We start from the raw sequence: 19,191 nt of genomic DNA, 5'->3' as shown, positions 1-19,191 counted from the left end.
GTTTGCATTGGTGCGAAATTGCTAAGGTGAATTCCGTGAGACGGGCCAAAGCATCACTTCGGCATCTCGTCCAGCGCTCAACAGCAGCTCGCCACCGGGAGCCAAATCGACCGCGGTAACGCTCGACGTATGCCGCTCGAGGACGAGAACTTCGCGAGCGGTCAGCCCCGCGTCCTTGCTTCGACTCGTCGTTCGCTGTATTCGCGGATCCCAAACACGAACGGTTTGATCCTCGCTGGCTGTGAAGACACGCATCGGAGCATCACCATCTTGCAGGATCGCGATGTCCTCAATCCGTTGCGCGTGCCCGTTAAGTTCGATTGGGCTTCCCACCTTACCGGTTGGTGTTTGGGGAACGTTCCACAAAATCCCTTTTGCTTGGCTAGTTCCAACCGCGATCCACATCCCGTCATCGGAGATTGCTGCACATGTGAAATCGCCAAGGCTATCTGCCTCAAAGATGATTGCGTTTTCCGGTGAATCAAGTCGAAACAATTTGGCCACACCACCGAGCCCCGCGGCTAGTACGAACTTACCGTCTCTGGTGAATCGGACTACCTCGACGACGCCACCAAAATTCAATTCTTGGATTCGTCTCACCTGATTCGCCTTCGGGTCAAAACGCCAAACTCGGACAAAGCCATCGTCACCCCCGGTGACCAACCGATAGTCGGGCTTGTTTCCATCAATCCCTGACGCGAATTCGACGGAACGAACGGGGCCAGCATGTGCAACTTCCAACTTCGCAACCGCTTGCATCGACTCCGCATTCCAAATCTTTATGGAACGACTTCCCGTGGCAATGTATTTGCCATCCGCCGAGAAGCTTGCTTGCTTGATCGCACCGTGCGCCCGGAAACTTCGCTGGTGGGTTCCACTTTTTACGTTCCACAAGAAGGCCGAATCGCCGTTGAGGGTTACGAACTCCTGCTGCGAAACAGGCATCACCGAACCCGAAGATCCAAGTTCGCGAGGCAATTCAATCCATGGTTGCTTGGTCGCCGTTTCGACCGAATCCGAAAGCTTCCAAACACCAACGCGAGAGGGGGCCCCCGCCGTGCCTGCGTGAGAGATCATCGCCAACCGGCCACGATCTCCGATTTCCGCTGAGGTAATCCGCCCCCGCGGATTTGTGTCAGCCGCTTGATTCCCACTCGTCGCTCGCGCGATCATGCTGCGATCAATGACTCGACCTGCGCCGGTTCCCATCTCCCACAACGTGGCAGTCGTTTTAATTTGGTTTTCGCTTGTGCTCTCGCTGATCGTCAAAGCAAATTTGCCGTCGCGAGCTAGCGACAATGAAGTCACGAAACCATCATGACTCATCTTTGCGGTGCGTTTGCGCGTTGCCAGGTCAATCCGCGACAATTGTTGATCATCCGCAGCGACGAGAACCGATCGAGCGTCAGGCAGGAATCGAATCGCATTCATTCGGTAACCGCGCAGGTCGTCAAACGGCTGACCAATTGGTTTACCTGTTTTCGCGTCCCACAATACACCTCGTCCGTCACGATCGCCTGTGAACAAAAACTCCCCATTGTCCGAAATTGCAAACGCCGTCACTGCTTGGTCATGCGATTGGTCTTGGTCATTGCCTTGCAAACGATGAACGATTTCGGGCCGTGGGAGACCAGACGGATTCAGTTTCCATAGCATCGCCTTGCTGTCCTCGCGACTTGAACCGGTAAGCATTAGCGTACCATCGGCGGAAAGGGCGATCGATTGATTCAAGCCGGTGCTAGGCATTCGCCCGATCTCGGTTCCCCGCTTCAAATCCCAGATTCGAACAACGGCATCGGCACTTCCGACATACAACCGTCCACGCCGTTGATCCACCGCCATCGACATCGCCACAAATGAAGTCCCTTCGCTGAGTACTCCATTCTCCACATCCACATCCGAGTCATCCACTTGCAACCGTCCAACTTCCTCAAGCGTCATCGTGTTGCGGTCAACGCGAAGCACCCGGGCCGTTCGGTCACGGCTAGCGGTCACGACGCGGGTCCCATCGGGACTGAACCGAGCCGACCAAATTTCATCCCGATGGGCTTGTTTTTCGTTGGCTCCCAAGGAACGACCGTTGTCACTGCTCAAATTCACCAACTGAGTAACCGAAGCATCGCCGACGTATGATTTTGGAGTCCATGACCGTACGCTCTTGTCGACCGAACAGGACAATACGTGCCAAGCGTCACCGGCAAGGAAATCGGCATCCGTAACCCACCCACCATGGCCACGAAGCGAGCTAACGAGATCACGCGATTGGGCATTCCAAAGCTTCACTGTGTAGTCGTCTGAAGCAGTCAACAAAGTGTTGCCGTCATCAGAAAAACGAATTGCGCGAACCGCGTCGCTATGAGCATGCCCCGCTTGGGACTCTATGCCATTCGCACGTTCGCGATTGATTGAGCTATCTGAAATGCCGGCATTCAGTTCCCCATCCACAAGTCGCAACGCCGTCAAACCGCGTTTCGGGCGAGATCCAGTTTGATTGCGTTCAAGATTCTTGATCGCATCGCCAATCTGTTTCGAATAGTCAATTTCACCAATAGTGGACGGACGCCAAATCATGACCGTCCCCGAAACGTCGCCCGACACCGCCATTCGGCCATCCGTAGATAATGCCACGGCTGACACGGGATAAGCGTGGGAATCAAATTCACCCCTACGCGTGACGGAGAGCGTGTTCTCGTTAGGGCTCACATTCCACAACACAACTCGACCTGCGGACGCGTCAGCCACGGCCGTTGCCAATGCCCAATCGTTGGATCCATTGAGCTTAACAATATCCAATTGTTTGACGGGCGCAATGTGCCAACAATCCGCTAGCGATGTGCCCCGGTGGAAATCCCAAAACCGAACAGTACGGTCCGTCGATCCTGACACGAGCATGGAACCGCCAGCAAATTTCAGTGACGTTACGCCACGCGTATGAGCATCGATAATCGGCTTTCCGTTTTGCAGTCTCGCATCCCAAAGTTGCACTTTGCCAAGATCGGTTCCAAGTGCAACCCATTTTCCATCATCCGATATGGCAACGGTGTTAATCCGGGCGTCGCCGAACGATTTCGTGGACTGCGAAAGGATCTTACCATCGGGCGCAAGCGTTAGCCGCTGCACCGAACCGTCTTCGGTCACACTGATAGCGAAGTCCGCAGATGGACTTGTCGCTAATTGAATTACCGCGTTACCAGTGTTAACAAACGATTGTGATTGGCCCACTTGACGCTCAAGCCAACGATATTCCCAAGGAAGTGACCTCGCATTCCTTACACCTAAACGCTGCTCTCGGATCGCGGTCAATGTATCGCGGGCTTTGTCAAAATTGTTACGCTCGATGCGTGCCTTTGCTAAACCAATGCGTGAAAGGTAAACCTCATATTCAGCCAGTTTACGTTGCGTTTCTGCTTCATCGCGAGCGACCAAAGCGTCGCGTTCACTAATTTCTGCGGCAAGCTTTGCTTCATCGGCTTCCCGTTTTGCATCGAGCGCTTTTTGTTCGCTTTCTTTTGCGAGTCTCGTTTGTTGTTCGGCGATAACCCTTTGTTCTACGGCATCCTTTTTTGCTTTAACCGCCTCGACTTTTTGCTGTCTCTCGTTTTCCTCAGCCACTCTCGCGAGCTTCGTCTTCTCTTCTGCTAGCTCCGTCTGCTCATTGGCTAGCCCCGTCTGCTCGTTGGCAAGCTCCGTTTGCTTAATGGCTAGCTCCTGGGCTCGCTCGGCTTGACTTCTTTTCTCGTTGATCACGTACAGCGAAGCGGAACCGCCGATCAAAATGACCGCCAACATTGCCATGGCGACCGTCCGAAGGATGCCAAGACGTTTGATCCGTTGTTCGCGTTCCTTGATTCCCGCCTGCAACTTATCGATCCACGGTTGATGGTGCTCGATGGATGGATCGAGCACTTGTAGACCGTTGTCAAAGTCTTCGTTTAGAAATGCCGTTTCGGCGTAGAGTAAACGCGATTGATCGAGCCCCTGCTTGGCTGGAACATTGCCATCCCATAGCGACAGAGCCTCTTGGAATCCAAAAATGGCTCGCGAAAAATCAGCGTACTGCTGGCTTGTTTCGCCTTTCTTCAAGTCCTCCGCTGCGTGGGAAGCAAGCGAAATGCTCTCCGCATGCGAGCGGTAATCGCGGATCGCTTGTTGAAAGCTAACGACGTTGGGGTAGCGATTAGCCGGATCCGTGGACAACGCTTTGACGGCAATATCCATCAACTCCCCACGATGTTCGTCCTTGATCTCGCGAATCGTGTTGGCCGTTACAGCTTGAATGCATTCACGCACCGAACCGCCATGATGCGGTGGCAAGCCGGTGATGATCATGAACAACGTCGCGCCAAGCAAATAGACATCACTCGCCGCCGTGATTCGACCGATCGGTCCCGTCGCCATTTCAGGCGCCATAAATGCGGGTGTCCCGCCAAGTCCGGTGCTTGGGAACACCGAATCATGCTTCTCAAAGTCTTCGGTCGGAAGCGCCAATCCCCAATCCATTACCATCACCACACCGAAATCGCCGAGCATGATGTTTTCGGGTTTGATATCGCGATGCACAACACCGCGAGTATGGGCGAAGCCAATAGCATCGGCTGCCTTGAGCAAGATCTCGAGATTTTCATCGCGAGTCTTTTCACCGATCACCTTCGACCAAGGTGTGCCGACGACCCGCTTCATCGCATAGAAAAGCGTTTCATCTCCCATCACAGCAATGTCATGGATGGGCACGATATTGGGGTGATCAAGGTCACCGGTGACAACCGCTTCGGAGAGGAATTGTTGGCGTCGATCGCCCTCGACGGCTTCGAGTCGTCCGGCCTTCTTAAGTTGTTCGCGTTTCCCCTTCGCGAGAGGCCGAATGATCTTTACTGCGATCATGCGGTCAAGCGATCCTTGGCGAGCGACGTAGACGTTGCCCATGCCGCCTTTGCCGAGCAAACGTACTAGTCGATAGTCCGACTTTTCAGCTGAACTCAGATTCCCCTTGGTGACGGTTCGCGGATTAATCCGAAGATTGGTTTCTCGCAGCGACCGCTCAATCGCGGGCGCCAATTGACTCGGCTCGCGACGACTGCCACTGACGCCCGTGATGGAATTCCAAAGCTCCGCATCTTTTTCCGAAAGCTCGCGCGGGTTGATCGTCGCGCCGATCTTCTTACTACCCAACAGTGAAATCGTTTCACGCTCACTGATTCCAGTGGTCATTTCGGATTGCTCGCCGTCGATCGCCATGGCAATGCTGACGTTGGATTCGCCCGGCCCAATTGGCGTGGTGTCCTGAATCGTCGATTCCAAGTCCGAGGCGCCAAGTGTCTGATCGACATCCTCGGCATTTGGTGGCTCTACCGGTGTACTCGCCCTTTCTTCATTGACAACGACCGTTTTTTCCAATTCAGCGTCCGAGACGGTTCGCTCGGATGACTCTGAAACCGTTCGATTTTGTTCGTCTTCGCTTTCGATTTCCAACGTCGCATCTAAGCGCGGATCATGCGTATCATCATCAAGGCCGCCTTCGTTTTTTTCGTCAGGCAACTCGTCCTCAGAAGACGGTTGGTGGTTGTTTGTTCTATCGGACATAAACTCGTTCGATCGTTTAAGAAACCCCAAAATGTTGCCGATTGTGATGTGCAAACCGACTGGCACGCGAGAACCGTTGTTCGGAATCGAATGGTCGATGCCGTTCTGTGTTGACATGCTCCGACGAATCCGACCTCTCGACCGCCGAAGATTCAAGTTGATTTTCTTCCGGAACCTGCTCGCCGGGCAATTCGTCCAGCAACTTCAATTTCAAATAGCCACCTTCGATTTCCTCACCGGGCACAATCGGCTCGCCATCCCGAATGTCCACTTCGATGATCGTTCGTTCGTTGCCATCGCCGAGAACATATTCAATGGCATAACGGCCATCGGGAAGATCGGCGAACAATTGTTTTAACTTGTCACCTTCTAACACCGCATCGGGTAGCCGCTCGGGGGCCGCTAAGTCATCCCCATCGGGATCGGGTGACAAAACACGGATTTGGAAATACTCTTCTCGACTGGCGGACGATGTGGCGGATGCCTCCGTCGCCTCGATACTGGCTCCCTTAGGCGCACTTGTCGTTTCCGTTCGAGCGAACACTTCCAATGGTTCTGGTTCCGGCAACACATCACGGACTGGAAAAAAGGCAACGGGGACGGTCAAACTTGGGATAATAAACTGAGCATGCCCGTTCAAGTGCGTAAGGGACGCGTTATCCGAAACGGTGTTGGTTTCGAAACTTGCATTCAAATCCGGTCGGAGGGGATTATCGTTATCAGTGGCCGAAACCACGCCCGCAGTCACCTGCTCCGTTTCACCAGGACGAATTGGCAACGGTTGCTCGAGTGGTGTCGCATCCGGATCCAACACTCCTTGAGTGATCGTATTACCAGTCACGATGATCGATTCATGGTGACGAACCGAAAAACGAACCTCCAATGGCGCAGTAGCCGATCGCCGACCGTTGAGCTGAGTATCAAGAATGTCTTGTTCAAGGTAAACGTGCGAAAAACGGTGGGACTGATTGCCTGCAAGCAAATCTTCCTGTTGATAGCGGGCGGTCTCGGCACCCCAGTCGATATTCAACGTTAAGCCGCGTTCGCCTTCTTGGCCGACAAACACCGTCAAGATTCCAGTCCCATCATTCTCGTTGGCTTGCTCCAAACGATTGGTAGTGACCCCAGTGGAATCAAAAAATGCGGTGCCTTCGACATCGTCGATAGGCCGAGGTGAAAAGACGCGAGCGACGCCAATGCCCGCGCCCGTTCGGATTTCAATTTGTTCGCCAAACACAAACTCCGCTGCATCCAACTGTACTGAACCAAGTGACGTTTGCTGTGCAACGATCGACGCCCCGTTACCAAGCGTCATTGTGTCGCCAGAGGCGTTTCCTGCATCGAGGTGAACCCGTCCATTTTCACCCATAGCCAATAGTTTCGGCGTGACTGCAAAGTCAACGTTCTCTGACTGCGGACGCTGATCGGAAATCGTGATGTCGTGTTCGGCAATGACACGGACTTCACCATTGCTGGTTTCCACCGTCAAGTTGTCCGACCGCGTATCATTTGCTGCCAATTCAATGGAATCCGATTCACGGATTTCGAGATCCCCTCGGTTCACGCCACCAACGATTGCCGAGAGAGTCTCAATGGTCGTGTTCAGCTCAATTGCATTGTCGCCGTCAGCGTTCTGGTTACGACTTTCCAGTGATAAATCATCGGCGAGCACAATCGAATCGTTGTCCCTCGCAAGAATGTCATCATCGGAATTGAGTACCACGTCGGTTGGCCCCGCCGCCAAAATTTCACCGACGTATATGTCACCACCACCGCTGCTGGTGAGTCGAATGTCTCGGGACAACTCCAACCCATTGCCTAGTGGATCGTCGCTGCCTAGAACGTTGACGGATGAGACATGAATGGCGTCAATCGTCCCGCCCGCAGATACGTTGATGGGACCATCGGTAGCGATAATCGATTCAAGTCGAACAGCATCGCTTTCAACGATGCGGATTGCTCCGCTTTCGTTCGACACCGCTTCAATCCCTCCTGCTGCGGTCTCGATAGCATTTTCAGCTCCGATCCCAAAGAGACTCGATAGCGTGACTTTTCCGAAGTTAGCATCGATGTCGATCAACGAATCACCTGCGTCGACGATGGATCCCGAGACATTCGCAGTAACCGTAATCGCATCGTCCGCAGCCGATAAGGTCGAAAGGCCCGTCAGTGACACATCGCCAAACGAATGGAACGTTATCGTGCCAAAAGCTGCGGCGACCGAGGCGTCGGGTTGCATGATGATGCTGCCCAACGCGTTTAAGACGATGTTTCCACCAACGCTAATGAGAGAATCTTTAAGCAAAATCTCAGCCCCGACCCCACTCGTTTCGATAGAGATGCCACCACCTCCCGAATTGACTTGGCCGATGGAGATCCCTTCATTGCCATCGAACACCCGAACGTCGCCACGTGCCATCAATGACTCAACGGTGCCGATTAAATTACCAAGCTGCGAAAGATCCACAAGGTTCTGGCTAGACACGCTCAATCGATCTACATGGATCGCCGTTTCGTTTGCTTGCTCGATAGGGCCCGCGATATCCTGCCACGTTCCAATGACTAAATTTCCCTTCGCGGCTTCGAGCACCCCAAGTGTCACCGCACCAGCGTCTTCGATCGTCAGTACATCAAAAGCAAAATCGCTAGTAAGATGGCTTGCTCCGAGATCAACATTGCCGCCGCCTGCGATGATCGCGATCCCTTCGTCAAGTATGAAGTCGCCCTCAACGATGACATTTCCACCACCTGAATCAACTGCAATGCGAACGGCACGTGTCGCATCGCCAATCAACCTGACATCGCCATTGCCAACGAGATTGAGTTCGTCTGCATCCACATTGGCGGCAAAGGTCACGATGCCGTCACCTGCATTAACGATGATGGAATTTGCGACGGAAACCGTGCTCAAAAACGTGACATCGTTATTCGCATTAACGGTGAGATCGTTGGTTTGAACCGCTGACTCAAACAGTACGACTCCGGCAACCGAAGTGATCGCGATTTGCTCAGCGGTGGCTGTATCGCCAAGAAAGCCAATGTCGCCGTTCGCGGTGACGAGGACTTCCGACGCTTCAACGTTTCCACTAAATGTGACCGCGCCATCGCCGGCGTCGACCGAAAGGACGTTTGCTACCGTAACGGTGCTAGAAAAGTTGACATCGTTATTCGCATTAACGGTGAGATCGTTGGTTTGAACCGCTGACTCAAACAGTACGACTCCGGCAACCGAAGTGACACCGATTTGCCCAGCGATGGTTGTATCGCCAAGAAAGCCAATGTCGCCATTCGCGGTGACGTGGACTGCATTCGCCTCAACGTTTCCACCGAAGGCAACCGCTCCGTCGCCAGCGTCGACCGAAAGGACGTTCGCTACTGTAACGGTGCTGGCAAAGTTGACATCGTTGTTTGCGTCAACGGTAATGTCGTTGGATTTAATCGCTGAATCAATTTGCACCACTCCAGCGCCAGAAGTAAGAGCGATTTGCTCAGCCGTGGTTGTCTCGCCAAGAAAGCCAATGTCGCCGTTCGCGGTGACGAGGACTGCAGTCGCATCAACATTGCCACCGAAGGCAACCGCACCATCGGCTGCGTTGACGGCAAGCATATCTAGTGCTGTTACGCTGTTTGAGAACACCACCTCGTTATTTGTTTCGACAATGATGTCGTTCGCTTGAACAGATGACGCGACCGCAACCGTTCCACTTGTGGAATCGATCGCAAATTGATCGGTCACGACTGAAGCCCCCTGGAGGCTGACATTACAATCCGAGCTTACGGAGAAATTACTCGCGTTGATGTTGTCTGCAAATGTGACCTTGCCAACGCCAGCGTTGACCGAAACAGCGTCGGTCGCAGTTAGCCCACCAGAGAAGTTCACGTCGTTGTTTACGTTCACAATGATTTGGTTTGCATCGATCGCCGTATCGATGTTGGCCATTCCGCTTTGACTGTTGATCCTCAAGTCGCCAACTACTTCGGTCGCTTGGTTGGAAAACAAAACATTTGCGGCCGAGCCGACTTCAAGGTTCTCAATCCGACTGCCCCCTGAATCATCCGCACCACCAAAGAACAAGTTTGCACTTGACGTATCACCAAGTTCGAACCGCAAGTCGACATTGTCACTCGTTGCGGTCGCGACTGCGTCAGTCATCATGACTTGGCTACCATCGCCTATGACGTTCGTGTCGCCACGAACGAGCAATCGACCGTCAATCGATAGATCACCTATTCCCAGATCGATCGTCGACGATATACCTTCGCTGCCGATAAACACGTCGCCCGAAAGGGCCATGCGATCATCGACTAATCGAATCGTGGGTGAGTCTTGCTCGACCGTGATCGTCTCGGCAGTGATCGAGTAGGTCGCCGTTCGCACGGGGCCTCGGTCGGTCAATGTTAAACTTGCCGAATCATCGCCACCACCATCCAAAAGCGTCACACTAAGACTGCTAGGCAATTGAGCAACGAAAACATCGTCACCGCCATCAAGAGCAACCTGGATTTGGTTGGACGTGATCGCTTGCTGAGGAAGTGGATCCGTTGGATTCAATCCTGGGTTGCCGGTGATACCGATCAGTTCGTTGGCTTCATCGCGAAGCGTCAAATTGCCGTTCGCGTCGATCTCCATTTGAACGGTTTCAGCCGTACCGGTACCCGAGATGAGCAATTGCCCAATCGCGTTCAACTCGGCCGACGCGTTCAAGACGTAACGGGCCTCAAGCGAACGCAGAGACGGTTGAAATGCACGACGTGCCCGAATCGGCCCCAGCGATTGGCAAGCTCGCGATTGGCAAGCTTGCGATCGGATCAGTCGTGCGAGGACTAACCGCGCAGTCGAAGTAAAGAAACGGTCAAGATTCATTGCAAAAGGGGAAGCGAGCCAGGAGGAGTCGACGGGGATTCGCAAACCATTTCTGCGTCGGCTCCGTCTAGTGTGGCTCTATCATAGTCAGTTTGACCGTTTTTCCCTTTTCAATCACCAACCAAGACACGTCAATTTACCTGTTTTCACATGATGTTCAGGCAAAACGTAGCGGCGATTCCTTAAGACAATCAAAATCCAAACAATTGGAATGAGGAATAATATCGGTACTCGGTGGGATAAAACCCCCGCTACTCTCCATCCGCGTGCTCTCGAGGGCAAAAACAAGCACGCTAACCAGAGCATTCAAATCCCGTCGGCGACCGCTTGGGCGATTTCGGTGGTCGTTGCTTTTCCCCCAAGATCAGGGGTCCGGATGTCGCTATCACTCAGTAGTTTTGCGACTGAGTTTTCCAGCGTCACCGCCGCTTCGACGCAAACCGATTCATTGTGCTTGTCGCCAAGCCAATCGAGCATCATGGCTGCCGAAAGGATCGTCGCGAGCGGATTGGCGACATTCTTACCGGCCAATTGAGGTGCCGTTCCGTGTGACGGTTGGAACAAACCATGATCTTCACCAATTTCCGCTGACGGCCCAAGTCCAAGACCGCCTACGAGTCCGGCACCAAGATCCGACAAAATGTCCCCAAATTGGTTCTCCATCACCAACACGTCAAAGTCCCAGGGATTCTGAACCATGTATAGACTCATGGCATCGACATAGACCGCATTGCTGTCGATATCGGGGTATCGCTTTGCGATGTCAAAAAAGACTTCGCGAAAAAACGCCATCGAACGAAAGACGTTGGCTTTATCGACGCACGTCACCATCTTCTTGCCGTCCACCGTACGCCCTTTGCGACGCTGAGCCAATCGAAAAGCAAAATCGGATACAAGCGATGTCCCTTTACGCGTGACGACCATTGTATCGGTCACCACCTCGTTACCCACTTTTGCACCGCCGCCGAACGATGCAAACAAACCTTCTAGGTTTTCGCGAATGACGATAAAATCAATCCCTGGGCCAGTGTCTTTTAATACGCACGGCGCGCCTGCGTAAAGCTTCACCGGGCGGACTGCAGAATGCACCTGGAGTGCACGGCGAAGTCCAACCATCATCGTTGGTTGCACTTCCGTTCCATCGGGTTGCCGCACATCAGGAAGTCCGATCGCCGACAATAAAACCGCGTCCGCATCCAAGCAATCTTCTAAAACCGCAGCAGGCAAGGTTTCGCCCGTATCGCGGTATAGCTCAGCTCCGGCACGATGGGATGCAAACGTCAAATCCAGTCCAGGGATTTTGGAGACCATCGCATCAAGCACAATGCGAGTTGCGTCCATACACTCGGGGCCAATGCCATCACCGGGAAGCAAAGCGATTCGAAAAGATGTCATGTTCAGTTGTGTTTGTTGAAAGGTTGTGTGAGGAAAAACTGAGTCAGCTTGTAGATCGCAGCTAGGCGGATTCTTGGATCCAAGTTTGGACCGATTTGCTAACGATCCATGGCCCGACGGTCAAATCGAATTGCTTGAAATGGTCACTGGCCAAATGTTTGTCGAATGCAGCGCGGTCGGCGTATTTTTCATACAAGAAACACTTGGCCGAATCGACCGAGTCGTAGCAGACATCGAATTGGTGGCATTCGGCTTCCAATTCGAGTGAATTTTTCGCTTGCGTCTGCATCGCATCGCGAAACGCTTGCAGTTGGGGCGGGCTGACTTCGAATGTGACAGTAACAATAAACATGATGAGTCGTCTTCAATGGAGATTAGTTTGCGAAACGTTCTCGCAACTGGTTCACTTGGTCGTCGCTGAGAAAACGTGTCCGTTCGTTTCGCAACATCAAAAATAGCTTGGCGGTCTCTTCAAGTTCCTCCGTCGCATAGACCGCATCATCAAGGCTCTTCCCCGAAACCACAGGACCATGATTGGACAACAACACAGCATGGGCAACCTTAGCGGCTTGTTCTACCGCTTCGGCCAATTTTTCATCACCTGGCGCAAAATACGGGATCAAAGGCAAAGTGCCGACTCGCATTACATAATAGGCTGTAATTGGTGGCAAGACGTCCGACGTATCAAGCCCTTCCAAGCATGAAACTGCGACGGAATAGGTGGAATGCAAATGGACAATCGCTTGCCCCGTGGGGCGCGATTTGTACATCGAATGGTGCAAAAAAGCTTCCTTGGACGGTTTATCACCTGCGACTCGATTTCCGTTCTGGTCAAGCTTTGTGATTGCATCGGCATCAAGATTTCCAAGACAACAATTCGTCGGCGTGACTAACATTCCATCTGGCAACCGCACGCTGATGTTCCCAGAGCTTCCGCCGGTCAGACCGCGGTCATAAATCGACTTGCCATGCATCGCGATTCGTTCGCGCAACTCACGTTCGCTCATCCGAGCATCTCCAATGCAGTTTGAAAGAAATCCTCATCGCCAAAGTTGCCTGACTTTAAAGCCAAAGCCAATCGAGGCTGGCAACCAATCGTTTCCGTCCAAGGCACACCAGCGCATATTTCCGGTCCAATTTGCAGAGAGCGAATTCCAAGAGACGAAACGACCGCACCCGATGTTTCACCGCCCGCCAGAATCAACCGGCGCACGCCAAGTTCATCCACCATCATTTTGGTCAGCGTGCCCAAGAATTGTTCGATCGCCTTGGCCACCGCTTCGACGCCAAAACGTGTTTGCATCTCTCCGACCGATTCGGGATTCGATGTCGAAGTCACAAGCAACGGCGCACCATTGTTCGCCGTTTCGTCCCAAGCTTTGCCGGCCCAAGATTTGACTCGAGTCAATTCAGACTCGTGGTTTTCCATCAACGCATCGACATCGACGTGCCATGATGGGCATTGCGATTCCATCCGCTTCACCTGCGTCCGAGTCGCGATCGAGCAACTGCCGGCAACAATCAGGCTTCGTCCGTCAACCGCGGGCAAGGGAGGTACGAATGGCGAGTCGTTGAGAACCCCCACTTCGCGATAGGCATCGGGCAAAAACCGAGCTAAGCCCGATCCGCCGGTTACCAATGGCATCGAAGCGACCGATCGAGCTAACATACGGAGATCGGAATCGTCACAAGTATCGACGATCACAAGCGATTCCCCTTGCTCCCGAAGCGTTGCCAAACGATCACGAATTGCGTCGACCGATTCCACCGCCAGCGTCTGATGAGAAAGGAGCCCCACTTTTCGAGTTGACTGTTTTGCTAAGAAGCGGACCAAATTGGCATCGGTCATTGGATTGAGCGGATGATTCTGCATGCCGGATTCGCTAAGCAATTTATCGGCGACAAATAGATGTCCCTGGTACACGGTCCGGCCCGCCCTTGGAAAGGCAGGACAGAAAACGGTTTGCTCGACGCCAAGCGCATCGATCAATGATTCAGCCACAGGCCCAATGTTGCCTTGCTCGGTTGAATCAAACGTCGAACAATATTTGAAATAGAATCGCTTGATCCCATGCGATTGGAATGCCCGCAGCGTTTCGAGCGATTGATCGATCGCATCCTGTTTGGGAATCGACCGTGTTTTCAGTGCAACGACAATCGCATCGACGCCGTCGGATTGGGAGCCGTCGGATTGGGAAAGGACGTCCGCATCAGGCACGCCCAAAATCTGCACCACTCGCATGCCGCCTTGGACAAGGTTGATGGCCAAATCCGTTGCCCCCGTCACGTCGTCGGCGATGCACCCCAGAACGATTCGGTTCATGACTCACCTCGACGCTCAATCGCGATTGCTCGCACCGGTGAACCGTCACCGCCGACAATTTTCAACGGCAAAGCGATAAATTCAACGATCTGGTCGGAGAGTTTGTCCAAATTCGCGAGTCCTTCCACAATCAGGACATTTCCGCGAAACAACGTTTGATGCACATCGGTCAATTCGCGAGCATTGTTGACGTCGGCAACCGACGGTGGCTCTACGCCAATCATCGCGACTTGCCGATTGACCAACCACTCGGCTAGCTCCATTCCAATGCGTGGTAACTCATTGCGATATTCGGGCGTCCCGTATCGTTTGTACCAATCAGTGCGAAACAACAGGCGGTCTCCTGGAGCAATTGAATCAGCCAGACTGCCGAGATCTTCAACCGCAAGCAATTGTTTCGGCCTTGCGGGAGCCACGTTGACGACAATTGCATCGCCCACACAAGCATCAAGGTTCTGCTGGTCTAGCGTCGCACCGTCAGTGACAAAATGCCACGGTGCATCCATGTGGGTTCCGCAGTGCGAATAGAGGGACAAGGTGGTCGCGTTCCAACCTTCGGTTTCAATTCGCTTGGCTGGCGAAATGGCGACGCCAGGCATGTCGTTATTGACGGGCAAACTGAGGTCGATGACTCGCATCATTTAGTTCCTTCCCAAACGGCTCATGAATGCTACGCCACAAAGAAGCAAGGGCGCCATCGAAATTCTTTTGCGCTTTGTCATTCGCTTACTTTAGCACGATATTTGTATAAACCAAAGCAGTGATCACAACGACGAACAGAACTAAGAAAAGAATCAATCGTGTTCGCAGGGCTGCAGACGAAATCGCTTTCAACTCGCGAAGCGGATTCATGAACAACCACGCAATCATGGCCAACACGTTGATGATCGCGGCGAATAGAAAGAACGAATTGGCGGTGCCTGGTGTCTCGGCGATGCCAGGAAAGGTCACCTTGGCGACAAAGAACGGAAACGCCACTGCACTGACCGCCGCCCCCATGTTTCCCACCATATTCATTGCCGCCGAGACTGCGCCCGAACGTGATCCGCCAATGTCCATGCAAAACGACCAACTCGGGCTGAGCGTCATTTCAACACCAAACGTGGCAAGTGAAAAACAAGCGACAAACGTCCAAACCGACGTCGACTCAACCGTTTGGGTGCAGAGCAACAATCCAATCGCGCCAAGCAAAAAACCGATCATTGCAGGAAGACGCCGCGACATTACCGGCAATCCCAAACCATGTAACTTCGTGACCGTGTATCCGGAAACCCATTGGGCCACGGCACCACAAAGCAGCGGCAACGAGGCCAACAACGCGTAATCGCTGCCCCAAGTCTCCACCAAATAGGGTTGCAGCCACGTGATGCTAATAAAAAACGTGATGTTGCTGGCGGCGTATTGAAACATCGCAAGGAGGACGTTGGCGGAGGTCACCAAATGGACATAAGGAACCTTCGTTTCGGAAGACTGTGCTTCGGCAAGGCCACGCTTAATGATTTCGACTTCTTCGGAGTTCACTTTTGGATGATCGGCGGGCTCATCCCGATACCAAAACCACCAAACCAACCCCCAAACCAAACCGACGACTCCGTTTGCGAAAAACGTCATCCGCCAACCAATCGTGTCAATCAGCCACGGCATGATTAAAAGCGATAACGCAGCGCCGACACGAGCACCCGAATGGAAAATCCCCTGCCCAAGGCCTCGTTCATTCGCTGGCAACCAATTGTACATCGCCCGTGTTGCTCCCGGGTAAGCACCTGCTTCACCCGCACCAAACAGGAAACGAACGACTAACAAACTGATTGCGGTAAAAACCGCACCAGTCATTGCAGTGAAGATGCTCCAAACAATCACAACGATCGTCAGGGCGCGGCGTGGTCCCGCGCGATCACTGAACCATCCCGCGGGGATTTGAAAAAGAGCATAGCCAATCGCAAAAATGCCAAACACGTACCCCATCATTTGGTCATCAAGGCCCGCGATGTCATCCTGCATTGACCCTTTTGCGGCCGAAATGCAAACGCGGTCCATGTAGGTGTTCACGGTATGCAAGAACAAAAGAAAAACGAGCCAGTATCGTTGTCGTGAGGGGCCGTTCGAGTTCATTTGCGTTCCGCGAGTGCCGGTTTGTGTTGGAGGGAATTGAACCTGAGAGAAGGTTGGTGTCCAGCTATTCCGCAACGGTGGTGTCGGTATTTCCTACAACCGCAAGCGGCTAAAACCAATACATCAGGCCAACAACATATCACAATTTCCTTCAACGATGTCTCGGGACTGGATTTCCTTTCACGCACTCGCATGACGAAAAGGAATGGACTAGGCTTATTGATTGCGTTCTGCCTATTTTGTCAGTTCGAACCTACCCACTCCTCCCAATGCCCACCGGAGCGAATCGATGGATTCCACGCGCACCTTCGTCGCAAGACTTCTTGCCTTTGCCTTTCTCAGCAACTTGTTTCTGTACTCCCCGAGCGCCGTAAAACTGTTGCTGGCCGAGTCACCGACGACCTCTATCCTGGCACCGGATGCCAAGGTTGAATTACTTGCGGATGGCTTCAAATTTACCGAAGGCCCTGCCTGCGACGACAAGGGGAACGTCTTCTTTACCGATCAACCCAATGACCGAATCTGCAAATGGTCAACCGCTGGAGAATTGACTACCTACATGCAACCATGCGGCCGTTCCAATGGGTTGTGCTTTGACGCCAAAGGCAACTTGTGGGCTTGTGCTGACGAGAAAAACGAGCTTTGGTGCATTTCCGCCGACAAGCAAGTTGAAGTCGTCGTGAAAGAATACAACGGCAAACTGCTTAACGCACCCAACGACCTATGGATTCGCCCCGATGGAGGCATCTATTTTTCGGACCCATTCTACAAACGCAACTATTGGAAACGTGGACCGAGCGAGCAAGATGTCCAAGGAGTTTACTACTTAACACCCGACCATAAAAACTTGATCCGCGTGGCGGATGACCTGCAACAACCAAACGGTTTGATTGGTACGCCGGATGGAAAAACGCTGTACATTGCCGACATTCGGGCAAAGAAAACTTACCGCTATACGATCGAGCCCGATGGTTCGATTAGCGACAAGGAATTCTTTTGCGACCTTGGTTCCGACGGAATGACAATCGATGAAAAAGGGAACATCTACCTCACCGGCAAAGGGGTCACGGTATTCAACCCCGAAGGGAAACAGATTCAGCAGATCGATATAGACGCCGGCTGGACCGCGAATGTGTGCTTTGGCGGTAAGGATCGTAAGACCCTCTTTGTGACCGCCAGTGACAAATTGTTTGGCGTTGCAATGTCAGTCCGCGGTGTCGATAGCCAATAAGATTGGCACACGAACTTATCGCCTTTCGCTCCGTTGCCTTTCGCTCCGTTGCCTTTCGCACTGCGAATGGCGACGCTGTCTCGATTTGCGTTTAAGGCAATTCGCGATAACGCAACTTGCGGAATTGGATCGGCGAGCCCTCGCTTTCCAAACACAAGTAGCCGCGAGCCGGATCAGCTCCGTTGCCACCGGAGACTTCTTCACCGTTGACCCATAAACGGACTTCACCGTTGATTGCCCGAATGTAGTATTGATTCCATTGACCATGACCTTTGGCCAAATGCTTGCGAGGGAAACTACGGCTGCCATCGGGCGAAAGTGGCGGGAACGGGTTTAGCTTCACCTTCACGGCAAAAACGTCACCATTCGTGCCGAACCAATCGGTTTTCCGACCTCGCGCTTTCATCATGTCAGTGAAGGCATGGTCAAGTACTTGGACTTCAATTCCCGCTGGCAGGCCAGGTTTACCCGCCTTTGTCAGCTTTTCGATTGATTCAGGAGTGGTCCAGAGGAAAACACCCGAGTTTCCCCCCGGTTTCTCGTGCATCCACTCGACCACCAATTCGACGTTTTCAAATTGTTTTGTCGTCCGCAAAACGCTCACCGGATTCCCGGTGCAATGCAGAACCCCATCTTTCCAGCTCCACGTGTCATCGCCACTGTTGACTTTTGAAAAGTCGCTCTCGGTGAACGACATCCAACCAGGCCCGGCGTCATCGATGTACGGCCGAACACCTTCGCTGCTCACAAGGTTTGGATTTTGCGTGGCGGCCTCCTGAGCAGACCCCAATAGACTCAAAAGTGGCAAAACCACAACAAAGAAACCGAGGCGGAGCAGAACAGTCATGACGGGGATCCATGGAGAAAGGCGGGTGTAACAGGGCATAAAACGTCCCCAAGCATGATACCAATTCAGCCGAGAGATATTGGGGCAAAACGCTTTTAAGCATGCATTTTCCGTTTCGTGGACCAGCCAAAATGTAGTGTTTTCCATTACATTTTGTCGCTATTGTTGATCAAAACGAGCGCAAATTGGACTGCAGAACCACTTTTCGACGAAAAACCGCGGAAAACGTGGGGTTTTTGGTGTGAAGCCGGGTTGCGTGTTGGGGGCGAGGAACATAACACTTTGCCGTTATGAAATTGCGAGCAACGACGCTCCATTGAAATTCACATACCCCGTCAAAGAAAAAAGGTTGTCGCACAATGGCTAAAGCCACACCGCTAAAGGCACCGACCAAGACTCAGATCCTGGCGAACATCTCCGAAACGACTGAGCTTACGAAGAAGGACGTCGCGGCCGTCTTCGATGCACTGACCCTTGAAATTGAAAAGGCTCTCGTCAAGGGAGGCCCTGGCCAATTCGCAATCCCTGGTCTTTGCAAGATCATCCTGAAGGACGTTCCGGCCAAGCCGAAGCGTAAGGGACGCAACCCTGCGGATGGACAAGAAATTTGGCTCAAGCCAAAGCCAGCGAGCAAGAAGTTGTCGATCCGACCGCTGAAGGGCTTGAAGGAAATGATCTAAACAGATCACGTTCCTGTTTTATTGGGCGTCAGCAGAATGCCGCCACCTGATTTCCGACTGCGATCTCCGCAACAGATCGCTCGATTATCGGTCATTCGTCAAGAAGACGCTGTTGCTATTGGCCACAGCGTTTCCTTGACTTCCAATTTGCACTTCGAC

At 52.8% G+C, this 19,191-nt stretch carries 11 protein-coding genes; 2 read left to right on the top strand and 9 right to left on the bottom strand.

The features are described from left to right. Positions 1 to 21: 21 nt before the first annotated feature. The 8 genes from CA13_RS27850 to CA13_RS27815 form a co-directional block, all read right to left on the bottom strand. Positions 22 to 5,697, bottom strand: coding sequence for a protein kinase domain-containing protein (locus CA13_RS27850; protein ID WP_146402279.1), 5,676 nt, complete (start codon positions 5,695 to 5,697; stop codon positions 22 to 24). Continuing rightward, positions 5,597 to 10,444, bottom strand: a complete 4,848-nt coding sequence (locus CA13_RS27845; RefSeq protein WP_146402277.1) for a beta strand repeat-containing protein — start codon at positions 10,442 to 10,444, stop codon at positions 5,597 to 5,599. Before CA13_RS27845 ends, CA13_RS27850 begins: the two co-directional genes overlap by 101 nt. A gap of 306 nt (positions 10,445 to 10,750) precedes the next feature. Further along, positions 10,751 to 11,839 (bottom strand): isocitrate/isopropylmalate dehydrogenase family protein, encoded by a 1,089-nt coding sequence (locus tag CA13_RS27840; protein WP_146402276.1) that lies wholly within the window; start codon positions 11,837 to 11,839, stop codon positions 10,751 to 10,753. A 61-nt stretch (positions 11,840 to 11,900) separates the two neighbouring features. Beyond that, a complete protein-coding gene (locus tag CA13_RS27835) occupies positions 11,901 to 12,191 on the bottom strand; it encodes a putative quinol monooxygenase (protein WP_146402274.1) in 291 nt (96 codons plus the stop codon). A 22-nt stretch (positions 12,192 to 12,213) separates the two neighbouring features. After that, positions 12,214 to 12,846 (bottom strand): 3-oxo-tetronate 4-phosphate decarboxylase, encoded by a 633-nt coding sequence (otnC, locus tag CA13_RS27830; protein WP_146402272.1) that lies wholly within the window; start codon positions 12,844 to 12,846, stop codon positions 12,214 to 12,216. Next, a complete protein-coding gene (otnK, locus tag CA13_RS27825; protein WP_146402270.1) occupies positions 12,843 to 14,162 on the bottom strand; it encodes a 3-oxo-tetronate kinase in 1,320 nt (439 codons plus the stop codon). The genes otnC and otnK overlap by 4 nt, the downstream gene beginning before the upstream one ends. Continuing rightward, on the bottom strand, positions 14,159 to 14,803 hold the full coding sequence (locus CA13_RS27820; protein ID WP_419194920.1) for a cyclase family protein: 645 nt from the start codon (positions 14,801 to 14,803) through the stop codon (positions 14,159 to 14,161). Before CA13_RS27820 ends, otnK begins: the two co-directional genes overlap by 4 nt. An 85-nt stretch (positions 14,804 to 14,888) precedes the next feature. Beyond that, positions 14,889 to 16,274 carry an MFS transporter gene (locus CA13_RS27815; protein WP_146402268.1) on the bottom strand — a complete coding sequence of 462 codons (1,386 nt, stop codon included), beginning with the start codon at positions 16,272 to 16,274 and terminating at the stop codon, positions 14,889 to 14,891. Between the two features lie 289 nt (positions 16,275 to 16,563). Between CA13_RS27815 and CA13_RS27810 the strand changes: the two genes are divergently transcribed. After that, complete coding sequence (locus CA13_RS27810) at positions 16,564 to 17,505, top strand: SMP-30/gluconolactonase/LRE family protein (protein ID WP_146402266.1); 942 nt, start codon at positions 16,564 to 16,566, stop codon at positions 17,503 to 17,505. Between the two features lie 91 nt (positions 17,506 to 17,596). Here the strand turns inward: CA13_RS27810 and CA13_RS27805 are convergent, their stop codons facing one another. Next, entirely contained in the window at positions 17,597 to 18,352 is a 756-nt protein-coding gene (locus tag CA13_RS27805; RefSeq protein ID WP_146402264.1) for a 3-keto-disaccharide hydrolase, read from the bottom strand. A gap of 359 nt (positions 18,353 to 18,711) precedes the next feature. On the opposite strand from CA13_RS27805, the gene CA13_RS27800 reads away from it, so the two are divergent. Then, entirely contained in the window at positions 18,712 to 19,032 is a 321-nt protein-coding gene (locus CA13_RS27800; RefSeq protein ID WP_146402262.1) for an HU family DNA-binding protein, read from the top strand. The last annotated feature ends 159 nt before the right edge of the window (positions 19,033 to 19,191 follow it).

Source organism: Novipirellula herctigrandis (assembly GCA_007859835.1).
GTDB classification, from domain to species: Bacteria; Planctomycetota; Planctomycetia; order Pirellulales; family Pirellulaceae; genus Novipirellula_A; species Novipirellula_A herctigrandis.
The sequence above is the reverse complement of the archived record's forward strand: the minus strand, read 5'-3'. Positions and strand labels throughout refer to the sequence as shown.

Coding starts and splice junctions, on each gene's coding strand:
- CA13_RS27840 (WP_146402276.1), bottom strand. CDS start 11,839: ATGACATCTTTTCGAATCGCTTTGCTTCCCGGTGATGGCATTGGCCCC.
- otnC (WP_146402272.1), bottom strand. CDS start 12,846: ATGAGCGAACGTGAGTTGCGCGAACGAATCGCGATGCATGGCAAGTCG.
- CA13_RS27835 (WP_146402274.1), bottom strand. CDS start 12,191: ATGTTTATTGTTACTGTCACATTCGAAGTCAGCCCGCCCCAACTGCAA.
- CA13_RS27810 (WP_146402266.1), top strand. CDS start 16,564: ATGGATTCCACGCGCACCTTCGTCGCAAGACTTCTTGCCTTTGCCTTT.
- CA13_RS27820 (WP_419194920.1), bottom strand. CDS start 14,803: ATGATGCGAGTCATCGACCTCAGTTTGCCCGTCAATAACGACATGCCT.
- CA13_RS27815 (WP_146402268.1), bottom strand. CDS start 16,274: ATGAACTCGAACGGCCCCTCACGACAACGATACTGGCTCGTTTTTCTT.
- CA13_RS27850 (WP_146402279.1), bottom strand. CDS start 5,697: ATGTCAACACAGAACGGCATCGACCATTCGATTCCGAACAACGGTTCT.
- CA13_RS27845 (WP_146402277.1), bottom strand. CDS start 10,444: ATGAATCTTGACCGTTTCTTTACTTCGACTGCGCGGTTAGTCCTCGCA.
- CA13_RS27800 (WP_146402262.1), top strand. CDS start 18,712: ATGGCTAAAGCCACACCGCTAAAGGCACCGACCAAGACTCAGATCCTG.
- otnK (WP_146402270.1), bottom strand. CDS start 14,162: ATGAACCGAATCGTTCTGGGGTGCATCGCCGACGACGTGACGGGGGCA.
- CA13_RS27805 (WP_146402264.1), bottom strand. CDS start 18,352: ATGACTGTTCTGCTCCGCCTCGGTTTCTTTGTTGTGGTTTTGCCACTT.